This window comes from Pedobacter sp. WC2501, assembly GCF_052682415.1.
In genome coordinates this window covers 5,054,191-5,076,906 of record NZ_JBQZFI010000001.1, presented here as the reverse complement: position 1 = coordinate 5,076,906, position 22,716 = coordinate 5,054,191, and the positions used below count along the sequence as shown (strand labels likewise).

The 22,716-nt window shown below is 38.8% G+C and carries 16 protein-coding genes; 13 read left to right on the top strand and 3 right to left on the bottom strand.

What is annotated here, in order from left to right:
• Positions 1-4 precede the first annotated feature (4 nt).
• The 6 genes from ACUN24_RS21395 (at position 5) to ACUN24_RS21370 (ending at position 9,318) form a co-directional block, all read left to right on the top strand.
• Positions 5-661 (top strand): hypothetical protein, encoded by a 657-nt coding sequence (locus ACUN24_RS21395; RefSeq protein ID WP_445564363.1) that lies wholly within the window; start codon positions 5-7, stop codon positions 659-661.
• Complete coding sequence (locus ACUN24_RS21390) at positions 625-1,410, top strand: sensor histidine kinase (RefSeq protein ID WP_445564362.1); 786 nt, start codon at positions 625-627, stop codon at positions 1,408-1,410. Before ACUN24_RS21395 ends, ACUN24_RS21390 begins: the two co-directional genes overlap by 37 nt.
• Positions 1,403-2,062 carry a response regulator gene (locus tag ACUN24_RS21385; protein ID WP_445564361.1) on the top strand — a complete coding sequence of 220 codons (660 nt, stop codon included), beginning with the start codon at positions 1,403-1,405 and terminating at the stop codon, positions 2,060-2,062. Before ACUN24_RS21390 ends, ACUN24_RS21385 begins: the two co-directional genes overlap by 8 nt.
• 110 nt (positions 2,063-2,172) lie before the next feature.
• Positions 2,173-4,587: a hypothetical protein gene (locus ACUN24_RS21380; RefSeq protein ID WP_445564360.1), complete on the top strand. Its 2,415-nt coding sequence runs from the start codon at positions 2,173-2,175 to the stop codon at positions 4,585-4,587.
• Between the two features lie 299 nt (positions 4,588-4,886).
• Complete coding sequence (locus ACUN24_RS21375; protein ID WP_445564359.1) at positions 4,887-7,895, top strand: SusC/RagA family TonB-linked outer membrane protein; 3,009 nt, start codon at positions 4,887-4,889, stop codon at positions 7,893-7,895.
• Positions 7,896-7,920: 25 nt separating this feature from the next.
• Entirely contained in the window at positions 7,921-9,318 is a 1,398-nt protein-coding gene (locus ACUN24_RS21370; protein ID WP_445564358.1) for a SusD/RagB family nutrient-binding outer membrane lipoprotein, read from the top strand.
• 124 nt (positions 9,319-9,442) lie between these two features.
• Here the strand turns inward: ACUN24_RS21370 and ACUN24_RS21365 are convergent, their stop codons facing one another.
• Positions 9,443-10,972, bottom strand: coding sequence for an OmpP1/FadL family transporter (locus ACUN24_RS21365; protein WP_445564357.1), 1,530 nt, complete (start codon positions 10,970-10,972; stop codon positions 9,443-9,445).
• 21 nt (positions 10,973-10,993) lie between these two features.
• Complete coding sequence (locus tag ACUN24_RS21360) at positions 10,994-12,004, bottom strand: hypothetical protein (protein WP_445564356.1); 1,011 nt, start codon at positions 12,002-12,004, stop codon at positions 10,994-10,996.
• Positions 12,005-12,202: 198 nt separating this feature from the next.
• Here ACUN24_RS21360 and proS point away from each other — a divergent pair, with 198 nt between their 5' ends.
• The 5 genes from proS to ACUN24_RS21335 all read left to right on the top strand — a co-directional run bounded on the left by proS (position 12,203) and on the right by ACUN24_RS21335 (position 17,843).
• Positions 12,203-13,675, top strand: coding sequence for a proline--tRNA ligase (proS, locus tag ACUN24_RS21355; RefSeq protein ID WP_121283182.1), 1,473 nt, complete (start codon positions 12,203-12,205; stop codon positions 13,673-13,675).
• A gap of 90 nt (positions 13,676-13,765) precedes the next feature.
• On the top strand, positions 13,766-14,905 hold the full coding sequence (locus tag ACUN24_RS21350) for a cystathionine gamma-synthase (protein ID WP_445564355.1): 1,140 nt from the start codon (positions 13,766-13,768) through the stop codon (positions 14,903-14,905).
• Positions 14,906-15,123: 218 nt separating this feature from the next.
• On the top strand, positions 15,124-15,975 hold the full coding sequence (locus ACUN24_RS21345) for a TIGR02757 family protein (RefSeq protein WP_445564354.1): 852 nt from the start codon (positions 15,124-15,126) through the stop codon (positions 15,973-15,975).
• A gap of 114 nt (positions 15,976-16,089) precedes the next feature.
• Complete coding sequence (locus tag ACUN24_RS21340; protein WP_445564353.1) at positions 16,090-16,704, top strand: Crp/Fnr family transcriptional regulator; 615 nt, start codon at positions 16,090-16,092, stop codon at positions 16,702-16,704.
• A gap of 491 nt (positions 16,705-17,195) precedes the next feature.
• On the top strand, positions 17,196-17,843 hold the full coding sequence (locus ACUN24_RS21335; protein WP_445564352.1) for a response regulator: 648 nt from the start codon (positions 17,196-17,198) through the stop codon (positions 17,841-17,843).
• A 25-nt stretch (positions 17,844-17,868) separates the two neighbouring features.
• On the opposite strand, the gene ACUN24_RS21330 is transcribed toward ACUN24_RS21335, so the two are convergent.
• On the bottom strand, positions 17,869-18,054 hold the full coding sequence (locus ACUN24_RS21330) for a hypothetical protein (RefSeq protein ID WP_445564351.1): 186 nt from the start codon (positions 18,052-18,054) through the stop codon (positions 17,869-17,871).
• Positions 18,055-18,381: 327 nt separating this feature from the next.
• Here ACUN24_RS21330 and dinB point away from each other — a divergent pair, with 327 nt between their 5' ends.
• Positions 18,382-19,692 carry a DNA polymerase IV gene (dinB, locus tag ACUN24_RS21325; RefSeq protein WP_445564350.1) on the top strand — a complete coding sequence of 437 codons (1,311 nt, stop codon included), beginning with the start codon at positions 18,382-18,384 and terminating at the stop codon, positions 19,690-19,692.
• A gap of 2 nt (positions 19,693-19,694) precedes the next feature.
• On the top strand, positions 19,695-22,709 hold the full coding sequence (locus ACUN24_RS21320; RefSeq protein WP_445564349.1) for a DNA polymerase III subunit alpha: 3,015 nt from the start codon (positions 19,695-19,697) through the stop codon (positions 22,707-22,709).
• Positions 22,710-22,716: the final 7 nt, after the last annotated feature.

Genomic DNA, 22,716 nt, shown 5'->3' with positions numbered 1-22,716 from the left:
ATTTATGTATCTCAAGTATTTATATCTCGTCTCTTTAGCAATTTCCTCGGTAGCAGGTATCTGCCTGCAACCCAAATTAACAAAGCAACTTAAAACGGTTGCTTTGTTATGTGTTTATACTTTTCTGCTCGAAATTAGTGTATTTTTCTTTAAACAAGATTTTGGTTATGAGGGAAATACGCTGCCTCAATACAATTTTTTTATTTTGGTGGAATTTATATTTTATGCCTATTTCTTTAAACAGATTGTCAAAAATGTTTACTTACAAAAAGTAATAAAAATGTTCTTATTTATGTTCCCGGTTCTTTGGTATATATTTAGTTTTTACAGTTTTAACATATTACAGTGGAGTAGCTATGCTTTTGTGTTTGGCGGAACATTTATTATATTCTTTGCACTTATTTATTGCTACGAAAAATTAACTTCAGAAGAAACTACATCACTTTTTAATGAGGGCGAATTCTGGATTGCCATAGGTTTAATTGTTTATTACACCTGCGTTGTGCCGTATATGGGGATGTTCCACTATCTGACGGAAAATTACGAGCAACTAGCCGTTAAACTAAAGAAATTAAATTTGATTACTAATATCATTATGTATTGTTTATTTGCCTATGCCTTTTTATGCAGAACGATCAAGACAGAGAAGTCCTCTTTGTAATTATACCCAGTATAATTATTTTTTTTGCACTTAGTAGTGCGATCGTTTTCTTTATGCTCTATTTTCAGAAAAAGAAATTCCAGTATGCAAAAGAGAGAGGAGAACTCGAAAAACAATATGGCGAGCAATTATTGCAATCGCGGCTGGAAATGCAGGAGCAGACTTTTGAAACGATAAGTGAGGAAATACATGATAATGTTGGGCAGTTACTAAGTTTGGCTAAACTACAATTGAGCATTCTGGAGCAAAAAGAAACCAGTGATAAATCATTGATCACTGAAATTAAAGGAAATGTGGGCAATGCCCTTACCGATTTACGTGATATCGCAAAAAGTTTAAGTACAAGCCGCATCCAGGAGTTAAGTTTGTTGCAGGCGGTAGAACAGGAATTACAGCGCATAGGCAGGGCAGGAGTTATTGTTTGCAAGGTTGAGGTAACTGGTAACGAACAGCAGATTGCAGAACAGAAGAAAATCATCATCTTCCGGATTGTGCAGGAAAGTTTACAAAATATATTAAAACATGCCCAAGCCACTAAAATCGATATTGGATTTGATTTTTCGGAACAGCTAAAGATAACCATCGAGGATAATGGTGTTGGTTTTAGTGCAGGTGAAAAAGAGAAAATTGAGACTGGGTTGGGGCTTCAGAATATTGTAAAACGCGCTACACTGATTATGGGAGAAGCTACAATCGACAGTGTGATTAATAATGGAACTAAAATTACCTTAACTATTCCTTATGTCTGACCAGATTAAAAATATAGCCCTAGTTGATGATCATGTTTTGTTTAGAAAAGGGTTGGCCGCTCTAATCAGCTATTTCCCATCCTACAACATATTGTTTGAGGCTGCTAACGGAAAAGATTTTATCAGGCAGTTAAGAATATACGATGTACCTGATATCGTGTTACTTGATATCAACATGCCAGAGATGGATGGATATAGCACAGCTTCGTGGCTGCGGACAAATCATCCTGAAGTAAACATACTTGCTTTGAGTACCATGGATGCAGAAACTGCCATTATTAAAATGATTACCAATGGTGCCAAAGGTTATGTGCTCAAAGATGCCGAGCCTGAAGAACTTAAACGTGCTTTTGACGAGGTGATCAGCAAAGGATATTTTTATAATGAACTGGTTACGAGGAAAGTCATGCAGTCGCTCAGTTCGTTAGCTACAAATTCGAAAATATCAGACTTCGTAAAACTTACTGAAAGGGAAATGGAGTTTCTGAAATATACCTGTACCGAAAAGACGTACAATGAAATTGCAGCAGAAATGTTTGTGAGTCCGCGTACCATTGATGGGTATAGAAATTCTTTGTGCGAAAAATTACAGTTAAAAAGCCGGACAGGATTGGCTTTGTATGCGGTGAAGCATGGAATAGTTAAAATTTAAAAGTTTTAAATCATATAATCTTCATTAACTGTTCTGAAAATTATGTCACTAATTGGAGATAATTTGAGATTCTAGCTAAAAATTTCGATTTTTAGCTATATCATCCAAATATGCTTTCAAAATTTCAAATTCTCTTTACCTGTATTGTGCTTTTATTAGTAAAGGCAAAAGCGCAGGATGTAAAGCTTGATAGTGTGGTGTTAAATATTAATCGCTATGGCTTAAAAACGGCTCAATCTAATTTGTTTGTCCATTTCGATAAAACCGTTTATACCAATAACGATCAGGTTTGGTTTAGCGGGTACTTGCTAAAAAACATTACCAACTTAGATCAATACCATACACTTTATTTATCGCTTATCAATAATAGTGATAGTAGCGTCGTAATACAGGATAAATTTTTGATTGAAAAAGGATTTGCGTTCGGTGCGCTTACCTTGCCTGATTCGCTGCCGGGAGGTTCCTATCGTTTTGTGGCGAATACCAATATTAAAAAGGATAAACAGCCAGATGGAGAATTTGTGCAGCCCATTGTCATTAAATCTACTACTGTAAATCCATTAACGGCCAATGTTTCTATTTTTAAAGCTTATGATGAGCAGAGCAAAAATGGGATAGCATTGTTGAAAATTTTATCCAGTGACAACCGTTTCGTTGAAAATGCAGAAATAAAATATCATATCGGTAAGGATAAACAAACATTGCTCACCGGTTCAGCTAAAAGTAGTGTAATCGGTGAACTGATGATTAACTTTCCTGCGGATAAAATTACGGCGGATAATAATCAACTTAATGTCTCCATCAAAAAAGGTAAACATATTAGATACATCAAGTTTAATCTTCCGGTAAGGAACCGGTCTAATTATCAGATTCAATTTTACCCCGAAGGAGGTTACCTGGTAGACCGCTTAACCTCGAAAGTAGGTTTTGAAGTTAAAGACCTGGAAGGCAATGCAATAAAAGCAACGGGTATTCTGTATGAAAATGACATGGTAATTGATACCCTCCAGAGCAATTCTACAGGGCTTGGTTCATTTTCGATCTGTCCAAAGCCATCAAAAAAATATTACGTTAAACTTTTTGCAAGTGAACAGGAAGGTAACAGTTATCATTTACCTGCGGCATTAAAACATGGAGCTGTTTTAACAGCAGGTACAGCAATAGCCGAAAATGATTTCAGGCTACAGCTGGTGGCCAATAATAATCAAAAAGTTCATGTTCTGGTGCATAATTTCGCTGATGTTTTTTTGCACGCCGATTTGATATTAGCGGCTAACAAAACCCAAAATATAAGGTTTAAATTAGATTCCGTGCCAATTGGGTTAAATACCGTCACCATTTTAGATAGCAATTATCGCCCAATGGCCGAAAGGATTTTCTTTGCACATTATGATCAGCTTAATCAGATCGAATTATCCACAGATAAAAATGAGTATAATACAAGAGATCAGGTGAATTTAAAATTGAATGTAACCGGCAAAAATGAAGCTCCGTTGACGGCACTAGTTTCTATTTCGTGTACCCAAGCCAATAGGATTTCAGTTGTTAATAACCAGAACATTATGGATTATTTTTATTTACAACAACATTTAAAACCAATTCCTAGCCGACCGATGGGTTTAAAGTATGTGGATCAGGATTATCTGAATGATGTATTTTTGGTTAAAACCTGGAGAAGATATAAGTGGCCTGAAGAAGAGGTTGTTAATAAAAAGGAAGTGCTTTCGAGTTTTGATTACCATGGTGAAATTACCAGAAGAAAGAAGTTATTGACTAGCCCCTTGGGCTTAACAACAATAGCCGGGGAAAACCTTAATTTTCTGGATACAGATAGTGCAGGCAGATTCAGTATTCCATTTGATCATCTCCTGATTAAAGAACAGAAAACACCGGTTTGGCTGGGAATGGTTACCGATAGATATGATTTGTATTCGCTTCACATAAATAACCCGCAGGAAGAACTCACGAAATACATTGTACAGCAAAACTTTGAACTTCCAGATACAAGAGCTAAAGTAATAAATAATGATTATCAAAGTATCACTTCGGCTGCTGGCATCAAACTTAAAGAAGTGGTGATTACGAAGAATAATCAAAATACCGATTACGCCAAAAGAACTTATAATAAATGTGGTGATTATGTTTGTAGGAATAATATTCTAAATTGCCATAATCATATTGAAGCTTCCGATAATAGTAATCCTATAACAGGTGAAACTTATTCTGATGGGAAAGGTGGTAAGATTACTTACCAAGGGTGTTTGGATGTAGATCGTAAACCTAATATTATCAGTTTAAAGGGAATCAACCTTGCCAAGGATTTCTACGTGTCTGATATCAATAACAAAAATGAACCTATCAATTTTTCAACTGTTTATTGGAACTATCAGATGAAGATAAAAGGTGACACATCCATTAGTTTTAATATGGGCGATCTAACCGGACCGTTTAAAGTTATTGTACAGGGCGTAACGGATAAGGGAGTGGTTTATGGAGAGAAAGAGATTATGGTGAAGCGTAAATAATAATTTAACATAAACAGGTTATACTTTCATCTTCCTGATTAACTACTTTTTTATTGATACTACTTTGTGTATCTGCGAATCGCCTGGTTTTTTAACTAACAGAAATCAGTGCTGAAAATCTGGTTGATGCGAACAACAATCAGTAGGCGGAAAGCCAAAATATCCACATAAATGTTACAACATCAGTTCAGTTGTTGTAACATTTGCGTTAATTTCTGGTCAATACGTGTTAAAATCGGCATTCTATCTGGCTTTTTATAAGCCTAATTTTGGTCATACTACTAACTAAACTGAATACAATGACCAGATTAAAGATTACTTTGTTCATTTTGACTATGCTCTGTTGCGTGCAGATTTATGGTCAAACGCCGCTGATTAGTGGCAAAATTACCGATGCATCAGGACAGCCAATCCCAGGCATATCGGTAAAAGTTAAAGGAACCACTGTTGGCACCTCTTCTGATGCAAAAGGGCTATTCTCAATTAAAAGCGGAAGCCCGGCTACACTGGTTTTTAGTGGCATTGGTTATACCACCAAAGAATTTGCTTATAGCGGGCAAAGCAACATAACCATCACTTTAAGCGAAGACCAGCAAAGCCTGAATGAGATTGTAGTGACTGCACTAGGTGTAAAGCGGGAAAAACGTAACCTTACCTATAGTTCTCAAGAGGTAAAAGGTGAGCAATTGACCCAGACCAAAGAACCTAATTTGGTAAATGCCCTGGCCGGTAAAGTTTCGGGTGTTCAGATTACAAGTTCTTCTGGCACTCCGGGTAGTTCATCGCGTATTGTAATCAGAGGAGCCAATTCCATGTTCGGAAACAACGAAGCTTTGATGGTTATTGATGGTATTCCGGTTAACAATGATGAAACAGGTACTCTCAACATGGGGCCAGGTACCAACCGTATTGCCGATCTTGATCCTAATATTATTGAAAGTATTAATGTGTTAAAAGGTGGTGCTGCAACAGCGCTATATGGATCTGATGGTGCAAAAGGAGTAATTATCATTACAACCAAAGCAGGAAGCCTTAACAAAAAGCCTTCATTGAGTTTTTCGTCATCGTTTTCTATGGAGAAACCACTTTTGCCCGAAATCCAGAATAAATATTCATTAGGATCTAACGGCGTATATTTTGATGGTGTGAACCAGAAAACAAGTACTTCGTGGGGGGCAAGGATGGATACCCTAAAAATTAATGGTCAGCCTGCACAGGTATATGATCAGTCTGACCTATTTTTCAAAACCGGAAAAACATATACCAACACGGTAGCCGTAAATGGGGGTGGAGCGTACAACTCTTATTTTATATCGTATAGCAATTTTGCTCAAGATGGAACGGTACCTACCACTTCGTTCGACCGGAATACCGTTTTTGGGAAATTCACCACACAAATTATTAAGGATTTGAATGTTACTTTCTCCTTAAATTACGCCAATACCAAAAACACCAGGTTGCCTGAAGGATATGCCCTTGAAAGCCCTTTATGGACTGTTTTTACAGCCCCAGTTTCCTATAATCTACAGCCTGCCCTCAACCCGGACGGCACGCAGAGGCTGTTCCGTTTTTCCAGGAACAACCCATATTGGGTATTGGATAACATCAGCAATACTTCGGTAGTTAACAGGTTTTTGCCAACTTTTAATGCCGATTACAAAGTATTGAACTGGTTAACTATAACGGAACGTTTTGGTGCTGATGTTTATGTTGAACAGGGTAAATATCATGAATCGTTACTCTCGGTTTCAAACCTTAATGGCCGGATCGTAAACAACAACACCAATTTCAGGCAATATAATAATGACCTGATCATCGGTGCCAACAAAAGTTTTGGTGATTTTACCATCGATGCGATATTGGGCAACAACATATTATCAACCTATAGTGAAACTGCCTATGCCAACGGCCTGGGTATAACCGTTCCAGGGTTTGAGAACATTGGATCTACATCAAATATAAATTTTAAGGAAACAAGTTATCTGACCAGAAAAATAGGATTCTATTTACAGTCGAATATCGATTATAAAAAGTTCTTAATCCTCTCCCTTACCGGAAGGTACGATGGTACTTCTGTACTGGCCAAAAACAACAGTTTTTACCCTTATGGTTCTGCTGCTACAAGTTTTATCTTTTCCAATTTCTTTTCGAAAGAACTATCGGATATCATGAGCTTTGGGAAATTAAGATTATCCTACAGCACAGTAGGGAATGCCAGCATTGGCCCATATAACCTGCTTACGCCGTACGAATCATTGCCGATAAGAAACATTACTTTTCCCTATCAGCAACAGGCTGGCTTTTTGATCAGTCAAACTCTAGGCAATCCGAACTTAAAAAATGAACGGATCAACGAATTTGAGATCGGTTTAGAAACAGGTTTCTTTAAAAACCGTTTAAGCCTGGAGGTTACCTATTTCGATAAAAAGACAAAAAACGGGATCATTCCTAATGTAGCACTGGCACCGTCAACCGGGTTTAACGCTACGAGTGTAAATACAGCTGTAATGCGCAACAGAGGTATCGAGCTGCTTTTAAATGCAAAACCTATAAAAACGGAGAATTTCAGCTGGGACCTGACCCTGAATTATAGCAGGATCAGAAATAAGGTCCTTTCGATCAAGAATAATCTGGAGCGCCTCGACAATGGCTTTACCGTTATTTTTCCAAACCAGCCTTATGGGGTAATCTATGGTACCCGTTATGCCAGAAACAGTGAAGGAAAATTGTTAACCGGTAATGATGGGTTACCATTTGCTGCAGATGAACAGGGTATAATCGGTGATATTAATCCAGATTGGATGGGCGGTATTGTTAATAATTTCAAGTATAAACAGTTTACGCTTAGTTTCTCTTTTGATATGAAAAAGGGAGGCGATATCCAAAACAATGTGGATGGTTACGGCTATTTCTATGGCACACCAAAAGTTACCGAAGACCGTGGCCCACGTGTTGTTGAGGGTGTAAATGCGACTACAGGTTTGCCGAATACAGTTTCTGTTTCAGGACAGGCCTATTACCAGAGGGCTAATGGTGTATTGGAATCGGTTATCCAGGACGGTACTTATGTAAAATTGAGAAATGTTAGCATGGGTTATAACCTAAAACCAACATGGCTGCAAAAAACACCTTTCAAAACTATTGGCTTGCAGGTTACGGGTAGAAATTTGTGGATATATGCACCACACTTTACAGGTGGGGACCCGGAAGTAAGTTCTTTTGGTTCTTCAAACGGATCTCAGGGCATCTATTCCTTCTCAACCCCAACATCCCGCTCCGTAGATTTCAGTTTAAGATTAACATTATAGGTCCAATACATAAAAAAGAATCAACATGAAAAAGATATATTTCATTTTAAGTTTTGCATTTATGATGGCTTTTGCCGGGTGCAAAAAATACATAGATGTTAACTATGACCCCAACAGACCGATAGATGTTAAAGAATCGCTCATGTTACCGCCTATTCAGATTCTGATCTCCCAGAACATCAATGCATCAGGCGATGGAAATTTAAGTGTAGTGCTACAACAATATTTGCAGGTAATGGCACTAAACCAGGTGGCACCAAACTTCGGTACTTATCAGATGTATAATATTGATATGAACGGTGACTGGAACAGTGTATATGCGCGTACGCTGAACAACCTAAGCCTCTTAAATGTAAAAGCAGCTGCAAACGGCAATTATAATTATACTGCGATTTCTAAAATACTCACTGCGTATACTTTGGGCTACGCAACCGATGCATGGGGAGATATCCCCTACAGTCAGGCTTTCAAGGGAATTGATGTAGCCAATCCTACTTACGATACCCAGCAACAAATATATACCCAGCTACAGCGCTTGTTAGATGATGGGATTGCAGATATTGGCCGCAATGCTGGTTTAGCGCCTGGCAGTGACGATCTGATGTACGCTGGCGATATGGCAAAGTGGAAAAAATTGGCTTATACCTTAAAAGCACGTTATTACATGCACCTGAGTAAAGCACCTGGAAATACAGCTTCTGCGCAGGCACAGCTGGCTTTGACTGCACTAACTAATGGTATGCAAAGCAACGATGATGATGCTAAAATTGCTTTTAGTGGTGCAGCAGGAGCAGAAAATCCATGGCAGCAGAATTTTCTGCCAGGCACTACATTTGTGCTTGCCAATACCTTTGTTGATGCTTTTACTACCAGAAACGATCCAAGATTAAGCAAAATGGTTAAACCCGCCAAACAAACCGGTTTATATACGGGTCGGCAAATTGGTTTAGACGAAATTGGAAATCTGGAAGCTTACTCAATCCCTGCCGATTTTTACGCGGGTGCAAATGCCAATAATTACCTGGTAAATTACACCGAGGCATTATTCATAAAAGCCGAAGCCACACTCGTGGTATCGGGTTTTGCAGCTGCACAACCTGTTTATCAGGATGGTATCAAACAGCACATGACTAAGTTAGGGGTGAGCACAACTGATATGGATACCTACATTGCTTCGCGAGGGACACTCAGCAGTACAAATGCACTTCGTTTAATTATGGAAGAAAAGTCGGTTGCCAACTTTCTTAATGCTGAAAATTATACAGATTGGCGCCGTACCGGATTCCCGGTTTTAACCAAAGTTAAAAATGCACTCTCTGAAATTCCGAGAAGGGTACTTTACCCAAATAGCGAAATTACAGCAAACCCACAACCGCAACAAAAGGCTAAAATTACCGATAGGTTATGGTGGGATGTTAATTAAATAGATGTTAGTTAGTTAATGATGTTGAGGATACCCGATTGGGTATCCTTTTTCGGTTGTAAAAAAAAGCGCCAGTTCCTTTGTCGAAAACTGGCGCTTTTTAATTATTTAAGAAAATTTATTATTAAAATCTTACCCCAAAAGTTAAGAATACGTTGTTTCTATTGCTTTTAACATCTGCAACAGGTTCTGTATAATCGTCTAGCAAATATGGACTTGAACTGAAATTCGTTTGATAGTTTTGATAAGCTACGTCGAAATAATAGTTATCGATACGATAACCCAGCCCACCAGTATAATACTGGCCCTGGTAAAATTTATTGTCGCCACCTTTAACGCCGTTTCCATTTACACCGTAACCTGCACGTAAACTCAATTCGTTGGTTACTTTTACTTCTGCACCAACTCTATAGTTAACAGCTTCTTTATATGAGGTTTTGATAAAAGCGTTATTGTCGCTTATAGTTGATGGATCAGAGCCATTAGAAGCTGAAAAACGCATTGAAGAATAATCTACATAATCAACATCAGCCGATATTAATGCAGTACCTGCAATCACATAACTGATACCTGCCGAAGCTTTTAATGGCGTGCGCAAATTGTAAGTAAATGGATAATATTGAGTTGGATTGTTCGACTTAGTTGGTCCGGTATTAGCATTTCCAGCAGTAGTAGCCTGTAAAGTCTCGCTGGTATTGTCTTCAATGTTCATCCAAGTTGGTGTTTGGAAATTCAAACCAATCCTTAACTCACTAACCGGTCTGAAAATAGCGCCTAGTTTTAAATTGAATCCACCACCTTTAGTTTCCTGGTTTCTGAAGTGATTAAGACTGTAATTTTCATTTCCATTGTATGTAGGCGGGATATCACCATCATTATAGGAGTCAACCACACCTGACTCTGTAAAAGTAGCATCGCTGGTATATTTTACATTTACAAAACTTGCTGTTGCACCAATATATACTTTGTTGCCAAAATTTAACGCCCCTGCTATGTTAAATTCTGAGGTAGAACCTAATCTTGCTTCGTTCCAGTTTTGATTGTAATTCTGATTGCCAGATGGATCTATCGAAAATTGATTAGGAGCAGCAGGTGTATTCCTATTGATCAAAAAGCTATTGTAAGCATCCCCAGCTATTGAGTTTTCAATTCCATTATCATTTGCTTGATCAACATAAGAATTTCTTATCGAATTATTTCTATTAACACCACCATAATCGATATTATTTAGAAAGTCATTATTCCTAGTGTAGCTTAAACCAAATACAGTACTCACTAAACCTTTATCTACATCAGATCCTTTCATTTTAGCAGCCGGACTGTAAAACACCACGCCAATATTGTTCAGATTAATCTGACTTTTATTAGCTTTCGTATTGTTCCCTAAATATCCACTATTATTAGATACTGAATTAAATTCCGGAGTAATGCTAAATTCTGATTTGGTAAATAAACCTAAACCCGCAGGGTTGGCATTAATTGAACCAATATCGCCACCAACACCAATTTGCGCGCCGCCCATTCCTTTAAACCTTGCCGAGCTTCCATAATTGGTTTGCGAAAAACGGAACGCATCGGGTGCATAACTTTGGGCGTATGTTGTTCCCATAGCAGCTACTGTAGCTACTAGAGAAGCCAGGATGATTTTTTTCATTTGTGTGTTTAGATTTTATAATTAACCTCTTCCAGCTCTTGATGGTCTTGAACCACCACCGCCTCCGCCGCCATTAGAACCGCCGCCTCCGCCATTTGATGGTGGAGGTGAATAACTTGGTCTGCTCTCAGTTCTTGCAGGAGGAGTATAGCTCTCGTTTCTGGTAGGTCTGCTGCTTTGTGTACCTTGAGGTGCGTAACCATCATTCCTGGAAGGTCTGCCACTTTGGTTGCCTTGGTTTTGAGTATACCCACCTTGGTTTCTTGATGGTCTGCCTGCATTATTGTTTGGCGCATAAGATACACCATTTGGATTGCTTACGCCAGATCTGCTTGGTCTGCCTACGTTTCCTGCATTACCGTTTCCATATCTTGGCACGCCCCTGTCATTACTTCCAGGTCTAGGTCTGTAACTTCCTCTGTTGGTATAAACGCCACCACCATAGTAGCCACCGCCAATACCCCAGCCTCCGCCGTAGTATCCACCGCCACCCCAACCATAACGGTCGTAGTAAGAATTAGGTCCCCATGAGTTCCAACCGTAAGGATTGTTCCATCCGTAACCATAATTGCCATAATAGAACGGGTTATTCCAAATGCTTCCGTAGCCATAACCGACACCGAATCCACCGCCCCAGCCACCTAAACCGTAACCGTTGCCCCAACCTAATCCAATCCCTAAATAATTGGATGGTCCATAGCTGCTACCGTAATAATAATTGTCGAAATATGGATCATAGTAGCCTTGAAAGCTGTATCCATTATAAAAACGGTTGATCCTCGAAGAATAATCCATGTCGTAATATGGATTACTTGTTCCATAATATTCATCATATTCTTCCTGACCCTGGGCCTGATATTGCTGGCCTTGTCGGTTCTGAGGTTGAGGTGCTATTTCCACCTCCCTGGCTTTTGCCACAGAATTATAAACATCATCAGCAGGCTTAGTTTGAGCCAGTTTTGATGTAGAGCATGAGGCCACCAACCCTGCAGCGGCAATCATGACAATGGGTAAAAATTTAATTGGTTTCATTGTGTTTATATTTAGTTGTGTGTGTTCACGAATTTAATAAACAAGTTCCAAAAGTAGTTAATTCCTAACTATTTACTTATTCTAAAAATGTTAAATCACAATTGATATTAATTGTTGATCGTTTGTAGGCATAAATTTATAAATTTGCCATCGAATTTTATACTTTTTAACTTACAAATTACGTTCCAAATACATAAGATGAGCAAAGAAATTACAAGTAGAGAAGCCGATTATTCCCAGTGGTATAATGATATTGTGTTAAAAGCAGATTTAGCAGAGCACTCTGCTGTGCGTGGTTGTATGGTTATAAAGCCAAATGGCTATGCTATATGGGAAAAAATGCAGGCAATATTGGATAAAATGTTTAAGGATACAGGGCATCAAAATGCCTACTTTCCATTATTCATCCCAAAGTCATTTTTCTCTAAGGAAGCTTCTCACGTTGAGGGTTTTGCGACAGAATGTGCAGTTGTAACACATTACCGATTGAAAAATGACGGTAATGGAAATATTGTTGTAGATGAAACAGCTAAATTAGAGGAGGAATTAATTGTTCGCCCTACATCTGAAACCATCATTTGGAATACTTATAAAGGCTGGATCCAATCATACCGTGATTTACCCATACTGATTAATCAATGGGCGAATGTGGTAAGATGGGAAATGCGCACCAGATTGTTTCTGCGTACAGCCGAATTTTTGTGGCAAGAAGGACATACTGCACATGCTACAGCTGAAGAGGCAATTGAGGAAACAGAACGTATGTTGCATATCTACGCCGATTTTGCCGAAAATTGGTTAGCCGTTCCGGTAATCAGAGGTCGTAAATCGCCTAATGAACGCTTTGCAGGGGCTTTAGATACTTATTGTATTGAGGCCTTGATGCAGGATGGTAAAGCTTTACAAGCAGGAACATCTCACTTTTTAGGTCAGAATTTTGCAAAAGCTTTTGATGTTAAGTTTACAGGTAAAGATGGAAAATTAGATCATGTTTGGGCTACTTCATGGGGCGTTTCTACACGTTTAATGGGTGCATTAATTATGGCCCATAGTGATGATTCCGGATTGATTATTCCGCCAAAACTGGCACCAATTCAGGTGGTTATTGTTCCGATTTATAAAGGTGATGAGGATCTGGCCAGAATTTCTTCGTATGTAAATGAATTGACCATGCGTTTAAAAGGATTAGGCGTTTCGGTGAAATATGATGATAGGGATACGCAACGCCCAGGATTTAAATTTGCTGACTATGAACTAAAAGGTGTGCCGATCCGTATTGCAATCGGTGGCCGTGATCTGGAGAATAAAACGGTAGAAGTTGCCCGCAGGGATACCAAATTAAAGCAGACCATACCTCAGGAAGGGTTGGATATTTACATCGTAAAACTGTTGGAAGATATTCAGCAAAGTATGTTCAACAAAGCATTAGCTTACCGTGATGAGCATATTACTGAAGCCAACAGTTACGAAGAGTTTCAGGAATTGTTAGATACCAAAGCTGGTTTTATTTCAGCACATTGGGACGGAACGCCAGAAACGGAACAAAAAATAAAAGAAGAAACGAAAGCAACTATACGTTGTATTCCTTTAGATAATAAACTGGAAGATGGGGTTTGTATTTATTCAGGCAAACCATCAATCCAGAGAGTATTGTTCGCAAGAGCTTATTAGGTAGGTTTGAGATGTGAGATTTGAGAGTAAAATAAATCTCCTGTCTCATATCTCCTGTCTCATATCTAGTTTCTCAAATCTTAAAAAAAAATGAAATTCGCAACTAAAGCCATCCATGCAGGCCAGGAGCCTGATCCAACAACAGGTGCAGTCATGACACCGATATATCAAACCTCTACCTATTGGCAAAAATCTCCTGGAGATAACAAAGGGTACGAGTATTCGAGAGGGACCAACCCAACGCGTAAAGCTTTGGAAGATTGTTTGGCTGCTTTGGAAAATGCCAAATATGGTTTGGCATTTTCGAGTGGAATGGGTGCTACAGATGCTGTACTAAAATTATTGCAGCCAGGCGATGAAGTAATTACCGGAAATGACCTTTATGGTGGTTCTTACCGTATTTTTACTAAAATCTATACCAAATACGGAATCAAATTTCATTTTCTGGATCTTTCTAAGCCAGAGAATATGCTGCCGTACATTAACGATAAAACGAAACTGGTATGGATTGAAACGCCAACCAACCCAACCATGCAGATTATCGATATTGAAGGGGTAGCGAAAATTACCAGAGAGAAAAATTTAATCCTGACGGTTGACAATACTTTTGCTTCGCCATATCTGCAAAACCCTATCGATTTAGGCGCTGATATTGTGATGCACTCGGTAACCAAATATATTGGCGGTCACTCCGATGTGGTAATGGGCGCTTTGGTAACCAATAATGAGCAATTGTATAAAGACCTTTGGTTTATTTACAATGCTTGCGGTGCAACGCCAGGTCCGCAAGATGCTTTTTTGGTTTTGAGAGGGATTAAAACACTTCATTTAAGGATGAAAGCACATTGCGAAAACGGCGAACGTATTGCGCGCTATTTAAAAACACATCCAAAAGTTGATAAAATTTATTGGCCGGGTTTCGAAGATCATCCTAACCATGATGTAGCTAAAAAACAGATGCGTGGCTTTGGAGGTATGATTTCGATTACCTTGAAAGGGGCTGACCTGAAAGAAACATTTAGGATCTCCTCTAATTTTAAAGTGTTTACCCTTGCTGAATCTTTAGGCGGGGTAGAATCACTGATCAATCACCCGGCTACCATGACACATGGTTCTATTCCGAAAGAGGAAAGAGAAAAAGTTGGTGTTACCGATAACTTACTTCGTTTAAGTGTTGGAGTAGAAGATATCGACGATCTTTTGCAAGACCTCGAAAGGGCATTGGCATAAAATTTCAATCGGGTATTATGATTAGCATTTGCCCGGTTTTTTATTTTTTGTAAAGCCGGTTCTATTCTATAATTTAATGTTTGTCCCGGCTTTACACTAAATCTTTTTTGTTGAAGTGCCTGCTTCATTAAAATCTACAAAACAAAAAAGGATACCGTTTCAATCCGGTTTAGGATGGCCGCTGTTGTGCTGCTATTTTCGTTTAAATAATTACTTATATGCAATTTCTGGAGCTTAAGAATTTTCTTGATAGCAAAGTTGAACAATATAACCAGCCTAATTTTATAGCAAACGATCCGGTTTGTATTCCGCATCTTTTTGAGAAAAAACAAGATATTGAAATTTCGGGTTTTTTTGCTGCGGTTTTGGCCTGGGGGCAACGGAAAACAATTATCAATAAATGCCGGGAGTTGCTTGACAGGATGGATAATGCACCATACGATTTTGTGTTAAACCACAGTGATGATGATTTAAAGCGTTTGCTGAATTTTAAACACCGCACCTTTAACGATACGGATCTGCTTTATTTTATTTCGTTTTTTAAGCAGCATTATGAAAATTTCGAAAGCCTGGAACAGGCTTTTATTCCTCAGCAGGATATTTATAGAACGGAATACCTGGAGATTTCTTCAACAGAGCAGAGCGTAGCGCTTTCTTCCGAAGTTTGTTCTACCGCCCATCTTCATTTTTCAATAGAGCAGGCATTGAACCATTTCAGGGCCTATTTCTTCTCATTGGAAGATTTCCCCCACCGCACCAGGAAACATATCTCTTCGCCGCAACAAAAATCGACTTGTAAGCGCTTGAACATGTTTTTAAGGTGGATGGTAAGAGCTGATAATAAAGGCGTTGATTTTGGGATCTGGAATACGCTAAAGTCTAAAGATCTGATTTGCCCATGCGATGTGCACGTAGACAGGGTAGGGCGCTTGCTCGGTCTCATTAGCCGGAAGCAAACCGATTGGTTAACCGCTGTAGAACTAACCACTCATTTAAGGGAGTTTGATCCTTTAGATCCGGTTAAATATGATTTTGCTTTATTTGGTCTTGGCGTTGAAAAGGAGTTTTAAGGCATTTTTAAATTATAAATAAATAAAAACTTCTTTTTTAAAATCAATGTTCTTATTATTACATAGGGATTCTCTTATTTAAAGAGAGAATCGCCTAGCCAAACAGTAATTTATATGATCGCAGTTAACTTGTCCGATGAGGAGAGGTGGAAGAAATATAATAATATTTCGCCTTTAATTGATGTTTTTAAAAAGTTTCATCCACTGAATAATGAAATAGAAAGACGCATTAACCAGCATACATTTCCGATTAGTTATAAGAAGAATAAATACCTGCTTTCGCCAGTTGACCGCAATAAATTTTTGTTTTTGATTGTAAAAGGGGTGGTAAGGGGATTTATAAAAGATGGAAGTACGGAAATTACTACCTGGATTTCAAAAGAAAACGAAGTGGTGGGAACGATACGTAATTTATGGGTGGAAGGCGATTCGGGGGAGTATTTGCAGGCATTGGAAGATGTAGATTTAATTGCCCTTCCGCATGTATTATCAGATTACCTGTTTGAAAACTTCACTGAAGCCAATATTGTGGGCAGAAAAATGATGGAGTTATATTACCGCTCGGCAGAGGAGCGTGCTTATCTTTGTAGAATTTCTTCTGCCGAAAAAAGATATAAACGATTCCTGGTTTCTTTCCCTGACCTGATAAACCGCGTTTCTTTAAAACACATTGCATCCTTTCTGGCTATCAGGATGGAAACACTCAGTCGTATCCGGGCTAAGATCTAATCATTCTTTTACAAATTTTCAGGAATCACTACCAATCGAATAGGGATTGTAACCCATCAAGTTCCTTTTTTTGCGTCTGCAATCAGTATTGGAGTAGTGCAAACGGGTCATCTTATCTAGGATACTGTAGGTTTTGGCAGCGGTAAAGAAAAGTGATGGTACGCAAATTCGTGCGGGCGCTCATTAAAGGCTGATACGGCCAATTTAAATCTGGTAATTTAACCGACTCACCTTATTTTACTTATTTGGTTACCAAATATCCCAACCAATGCCAATATTAAAACGATTAGTGTTGTGGGCATAGTCAGGCAATTGGGAAATATAGTGTATATGCCATAGATTTTTGATGCCAATAATATTGGCAACTCTCATTTTTTTCAACAAAATTGTTGAATTGTGTATAATAATATTTACATTTTTTGCAGAAAAATTAGCTACAATTGCGTAAAAAAAATAACTTTTTACTAACTTGCACGATATCCTTAATTATAATGAAAACAAAAAATGCCGTAAGTACTTTCACCGTACTCATCGCTGATGATCATGAAATCATCCGCCGTGGATTAAAAGGTTTAATATCAGACTTTTGGCCTGGTGTTGACATCATTCATGCATCCACTCTAGAGCAGGCGCTTGTGGAAGTAAAAAAATCACCAAGTTTAATCATAATTGATGTAAACTTGCCCGGAGGTAACAACCTTAAGGTAATCGATCAAATTAAGTTGGTTCAGCCTAATGCTAAAATCCTCGTATTTTCTTCTTTAAATGAAAATATTTATGCTGTACCTTATTTAAAATCGGGTGCTTCTGGCTACCTAACCAAAAATGCTGAAGAATCGGAAATTGTAACTGCAATTACTACAATTTTAGCTGGCAGCCGTTATTCAAGCAGAAACGTTAAAGAGAATATGTTCAACAGCATATTAGGTAACGATGCCGATAATCCTTTTACTAAACTTTCGGGCAGAGAACTTGAAGTGGCAGAACTTTTAACAAAAGGTATTGGTGTATTGGAAATTTCTAATCAGTTAAAGCTTCAAATGGGTACCGTAAGTACATATAAATTGAGACTTTTTCAAAAGCTGAAAATAAAAAGCATTATAGAACTAGCTGAAAAGATGAGTATTTATGAAAGATAAAAGAGTATAATACTCTTTTATCTTTCTAAGCTTTTTTACTTTTATCTACAGTACCAGGGCCACTCTCTCCTGATTCATTAGGTGTAGAGCCAGCCTGACCAAATTTTTCTGAAGAACCCTTCCCATTTTGATCGAAGGAGGCCTTTTCTTTTGAGCTTCCTTCATTTTTATGCTCTTCTTTAGCGGTGTTTTTATTGTCTTTAGTTTTCATAGGATAAATGTTTATTACTAGCTAAACATTTTAAAACAGACAAAGTTTTGATTAACGCTTTGAGTTGATTGCATTCCCACGTTCCACTGTGTTATTTTAGTGCTTCTTATGTGTCCGTGAGTCTGGGTACTTATTAACCAACGGATCGTGATGGTTTTCTCGCGAATATTAAAAATTTTAGTAGTCTTATAACATTTCTAGCTCGCTGTAGCATCAAGCTTAAAACTAAAATTGTTAGTATTTTGTTAAGAATTAATCCGCTTTAAATCTTTATTTAGCTAAAATTATTAGTAATTTTGGTTTTAATCATCCCCTTATAATACTAGAATGGATAAAGAAAGGCAGATTATTCATATGGATCAGGATGCATTTTTTGTATCTGTAGAAATCAGAAAAAATCCTAAATTGTTGGGTAAGCCCGTAATTATTGGGGGTGGCGGCGATAGGGGGGTGGTAGCTTCTTGCAGTTATGAAGCACGCCAGTATGGCATACATTCTGCGATGCCCGGCAGGACGGCAAAATTATTGTGCCCCCAGGCTATATTTTTAAAAGGCGATATGGAGGAATATTCCAAGGCATCGCACGAGATTACCGAAATTATTGCCGATAAAGTTCCTCTTTTCGAAAAAGCCAGTATTGATGAACATTATATCGATATGACGGGTATGGATCGCTTTTTTGGCTGTATGAAATTCGCGTCAGAACTCAGGCAAACCCTTATTAAAGAGATGAAATTGCCCATTTCCTTTGGTTTGTCGATCAATAAAACCGTAGCCAAAATAGCCACCAACGAATCTAAACCTGGTGGCGAACGGCAGGTTACTTTTCCCGAGTTGCGGCCCTTTCTTGATCCCCTGGCTATTCATAAAATTCCGGGTATTGGTCATGCTACCTATAAAAAATTAAGCGAAATGGGGGTTCGCGAAATCCTTACGCTTACGCAGATTCCACAACAGCTTATGTTTAAAATTTTAGGGCAACATGGTTTAAGTTTGTGGCAAAAAGCAAACGGGATCGATCTTTCGCCCGTGGTGCCTTATCGCGAAAGAAAATCAATCGGTACACAGGCCACTTTCGAAAGCGATACCATGGATATGGCCAAACTAAAAGCCATTATAACCGGAATGGTTAGCGGACTAACCTTTCAACTGCGTAACCAGAAAAAACTAACCGCCTGCATTACGGTAACCGTGCGTTATACCAATTTCGAAACCGTTACCCAGCAAGAACGCATTCCTTATACCTCGCTCGATTCTTTTTTGATCAGCAAAGCCCATAGCCTGTTCGAAAAAGTGTATGCCAAAAGGATGTTGCTCCGGCTGGTGGGCGTAAAACTTTCGCACCTGGTAAGTGGTTACGAGCAGATTGGTCTTTATAATATCGCCGAAGAAGAATATAGTCTTTACCAGGCCATGGATAAGGTGCGTAATAGCTATGGTGCAGAAGCCGTGGTAAAAGCCTCTATTGTTACCCAACCACCCCGCGATGAAAAAGGAAAAATAATTAAGTACAATCCCCGTAAAAAGAAAATTTTAATCGAAAACCAAACAGAAGAAGAGCAGGAAGTAAGGAAACGTTCGAAAATCAGGAGTTTTATGAGCGAAAAAGGAATAACGGGTACCAAATCTTACGAGTAGTTATGTTTTTGAATGTTCATTCTTCTTACAGCCTGAAATATGGTACGCAGCGCATTGATCAACTGATTGCTACTGCACGGCGTTTAGGGATCCATCAAATGGTCCTTACCGATATTAACAACTCAACGGGTGCAGTAGAGTTTATTCGCGAGTGTTATAAGCAAGGCATTGCCAAAGAAGCTGACGAAATACACAGGGGCAATATTCCTTATCAGATTAAACCTGTTGCCGGAATCGAATTTCGAATCGATAACAAGCTGTTATATGTAGGTATTGCCAAAAACAGGGAAGGCATGCGCGAGCTGAATGAATTTTTAAGTCACCACAACATCTACAACCTTCCGTTGCCAGAGGTTCCGCCCCAAATGGAAAATGTGTACATTATTTATCCCTTTCATAAAGCTTTTAATCAAACGTTAAAAGCAAACGAATATATAGGTGTGCGTGGAAAACAGCTGAATCTTTTGTACAAACATCCGCTTTTGGGCCAGAAAGAAAAATTGCTAGTGTGGCATCCCGTTACGGTGGGCGACAAAATCACTTATCGGTTGCACGAATATTTAAGGGCTATAGAACTCAATACGCTTTTAAGTAAAGTAGCTGAGGAACAAAAATGCGATCCCGATGAATTTCTGATTCCTGAAGCCGAACTTACACAGCAGTTTGAACAATACCCTTTTATTGTTCAAAATACACAGAAATTGATAAATAGCTGCGATTTAAGTGTTTATTTTGAGGATGGGGCCGCACCTTCTTCAAAAAATAAGTTTTTTTATACTGAAGAAGGTTTCGAAGGAGATAAAAAAATGCTTCGGGAGCTGGCCGAAGAAGGACTTAAATACCGTTATGGCGAAAATAATGAAGAAGCCCTTAAGCGTTTGGAAAAAGAACTGCGGATTATCGAACTTAAAAATTTCTGTGCCTATTTCCTCATTACCTATGATATAGTACATTATGCAATGTATAAACGGGGTTTTTATCACGTGGGTCGTGGTTCGGGCGCCAATAGCATTGTAGCCTATTGTTTGCGCATTACTGACGTAGATCCGATTGATCTTGATCTGTATTTCGAACGGTTTTTACACGAAAAACGGACAAGCCCACCAGATTTTGATATCGATTTTTCATGGGATGAAAGAGAAGTGATACAGCGTTATATTTTTGAACGCTATCCTAAATGGCATGTTGCTTTTTTGGGTACCATGAGCACTTTCAAAGACCGGGCAATCATCAGGGAGATTGGTAAGGTTTTAGGTTTGCCCAAAGGAGAAATAGACAGTTTTACCGATCCTACTAAAGAGCGGGAAAATTTGCTTAATGCTACTTATCAGAAATTGCAGGCCGTGTACCAGTACATGAAAGGAATGCCCAACCAGCGTTCTATCCATGCCGGTGGGATTTTGATTTCAGAAGAACCGATTACCTACTTTACCGCACTGGATATGCCGCCAAAAGGTTTTCCAACAGTGCAATGGGATATGTATGAGGCAGAAGCCATAGGTTATGAGAAATTCGATGTTTTAAGTCAGCGGGGTATTGGACACATCCGTGAGGCCGTGCAATTGATCAAAAAGAATAAAGGAAGAGATATTGATATCCATGATTTTCCAGCTTTTAAAAAAGATCAAAAACTAAACGATATCCTTAAAGAAGGGCAGCCCATAGGGTGCTTTTACATCGAATCGCCAGCCATGCGGCAATTGCTTAAAAAGCTGAAATGCGATAACTACCTTACCCTGGTGGCCGCCAGTTCGATCATCCGTCCGGGCGTGGCCAGTTCTGGCATGATGAAATCGTATATCGAGCGTTACCATGCGCCCGATAAAGTGGTGTACCTCTGCGAGGTGATGAAAGAGCGGCTTAGCGAAACGTATGGCGTAATGGTTTACCAGGAAGATGTAATTAAAGTTTGCCATTATTTTGCGGGCTTAGATCTGGCCGATGCCGATGTGCTGCGTAAGGCCATGAGTGGTAAATACCGTTCTAAACTGGCTTTTGATGAATTGGTGAACAAATTTAAGGTTTCGGCCCGACAGCAGGGGCATTCAGAAGAACTGGTTAACGAAGTATGGCGTCAGATTTCTTCTTTTGCCGGCTACAGTTTTTCAAAAGCGCATTCAGCTTCCTTTGCCGTTGAAAGTTATCAGAGCCTTTACCTTAAAACTTATTACCCCATGGAATTTATGGTAGCGGTACTCAATAACTATGGTGGTTTTTACAGTCGATGGGTTTACGTGCACGAACTGCAAAAAACAGGCGCCAGGGTGCATTTACCTTGTGTTAACCATAGCGATGAAGTGGTAACCATAACAGGCAAAGATGCCTACCTGGGTTTTATCGGCATTCAGGGATTGGAAGAAAAAAATATCAAAATCATCCCACACGAACGCAGGACAAACGGTCCATATCTTGATCTCGAAGATTTTGTAAAGCGAACCTGTATCTCGTTAGAACAGGCCATTATTTTAATCCGGTTAGGAGCGTTATGTTTTACCGGAAAAGACCGTAAAACCCTGCTTTGGGATGTACACAATTACCTTGGCTTTAAACAGAAAAAGGTAAACCATGCGGAGCTTTTCAAGTTAAGTTACAAAACCTATCAACTCCCGGCATTAGCCGATTCGGAACTCGAAAATGCTTACACAGAACTAGAGTTATTGGGTTATCCGCTCAATTATAAAATGTTCGATTTTCTGAAAACACCTTATCGAGGCGATACCATGGCAGTCGATATGCACAAACATTTGGGTAAAACGGTAAGGATGGTAGGGAACTATGTTTGTGAAAAAACAGTACACACTATTAAAAACACCAAAATGTGGTTCGGTACTTTTTTAGATGCCAACGGAGATTTTTTTGATACGACCCATTTTCCCAATAACACACCCATGTATCCTTTTAAAGGAAAGGGCTGTTACCTCATTTTAGGTAAAGTGGTAGAAGATTTTGGCTTTCAGAGTATTGAAGTATTAAAGTTTGCAAAGTTAGATATCCAGATGAACCCGGTGGCGGTTTAATGTTATG

What these genes read in the sequence shown, in the direction of transcription:
- ACUN24_RS21345 (WP_445564354.1), top strand. Translation starts at nt 15,124, where the DNA reads ATGCAATTTCTGGAGCTTAAGAATTTTCTTGATAGCAAAGTTGAACAA.
- ACUN24_RS21360 (WP_445564356.1), bottom strand. Translation starts at nt 12,004, where the DNA reads ATGAAACCAATTAAATTTTTACCCATTGTCATGATTGCCGCTGCAGGG.
- ACUN24_RS21365 (WP_445564357.1), bottom strand. Translation starts at nt 10,972, where the DNA reads ATGAAAAAAATCATCCTGGCTTCTCTAGTAGCTACAGTAGCTGCTATG.
- ACUN24_RS21335 (WP_445564352.1), top strand. Translation starts at nt 17,196, where the DNA reads ATGAAAACAAAAAATGCCGTAAGTACTTTCACCGTACTCATCGCTGAT.
- dinB (WP_445564350.1), top strand. Translation starts at nt 18,382, where the DNA reads ATGGATAAAGAAAGGCAGATTATTCATATGGATCAGGATGCATTTTTT.
- ACUN24_RS21380 (WP_445564360.1), top strand. Translation starts at nt 2,173, where the DNA reads ATGCTTTCAAAATTTCAAATTCTCTTTACCTGTATTGTGCTTTTATTA.
- ACUN24_RS21385 (WP_445564361.1), top strand. Translation starts at nt 1,403, where the DNA reads ATGTCTGACCAGATTAAAAATATAGCCCTAGTTGATGATCATGTTTTG.
- ACUN24_RS21395 (WP_445564363.1), top strand. Translation starts at nt 5, where the DNA reads ATGTATCTCAAGTATTTATATCTCGTCTCTTTAGCAATTTCCTCGGTA.
- ACUN24_RS21320 (WP_445564349.1), top strand. Translation starts at nt 19,695, where the DNA reads ATGTTTTTGAATGTTCATTCTTCTTACAGCCTGAAATATGGTACGCAG.
- ACUN24_RS21350 (WP_445564355.1), top strand. Translation starts at nt 13,766, where the DNA reads ATGAAATTCGCAACTAAAGCCATCCATGCAGGCCAGGAGCCTGATCCA.
- ACUN24_RS21370 (WP_445564358.1), top strand. Translation starts at nt 7,921, where the DNA reads ATGAAAAAGATATATTTCATTTTAAGTTTTGCATTTATGATGGCTTTT.
- ACUN24_RS21390 (WP_445564362.1), top strand. Translation starts at nt 625, where the DNA reads ATGCAGAACGATCAAGACAGAGAAGTCCTCTTTGTAATTATACCCAGT.
- ACUN24_RS21330 (WP_445564351.1), bottom strand. Translation starts at nt 18,054, where the DNA reads ATGAAAACTAAAGACAATAAAAACACCGCTAAAGAAGAGCATAAAAAT.
- proS (WP_121283182.1), top strand. Translation starts at nt 12,203, where the DNA reads ATGAGCAAAGAAATTACAAGTAGAGAAGCCGATTATTCCCAGTGGTAT.
- ACUN24_RS21375 (WP_445564359.1), top strand. Translation starts at nt 4,887, where the DNA reads ATGACCAGATTAAAGATTACTTTGTTCATTTTGACTATGCTCTGTTGC.
- ACUN24_RS21340 (WP_445564353.1), top strand. Translation starts at nt 16,090, where the DNA reads ATGATCGCAGTTAACTTGTCCGATGAGGAGAGGTGGAAGAAATATAAT.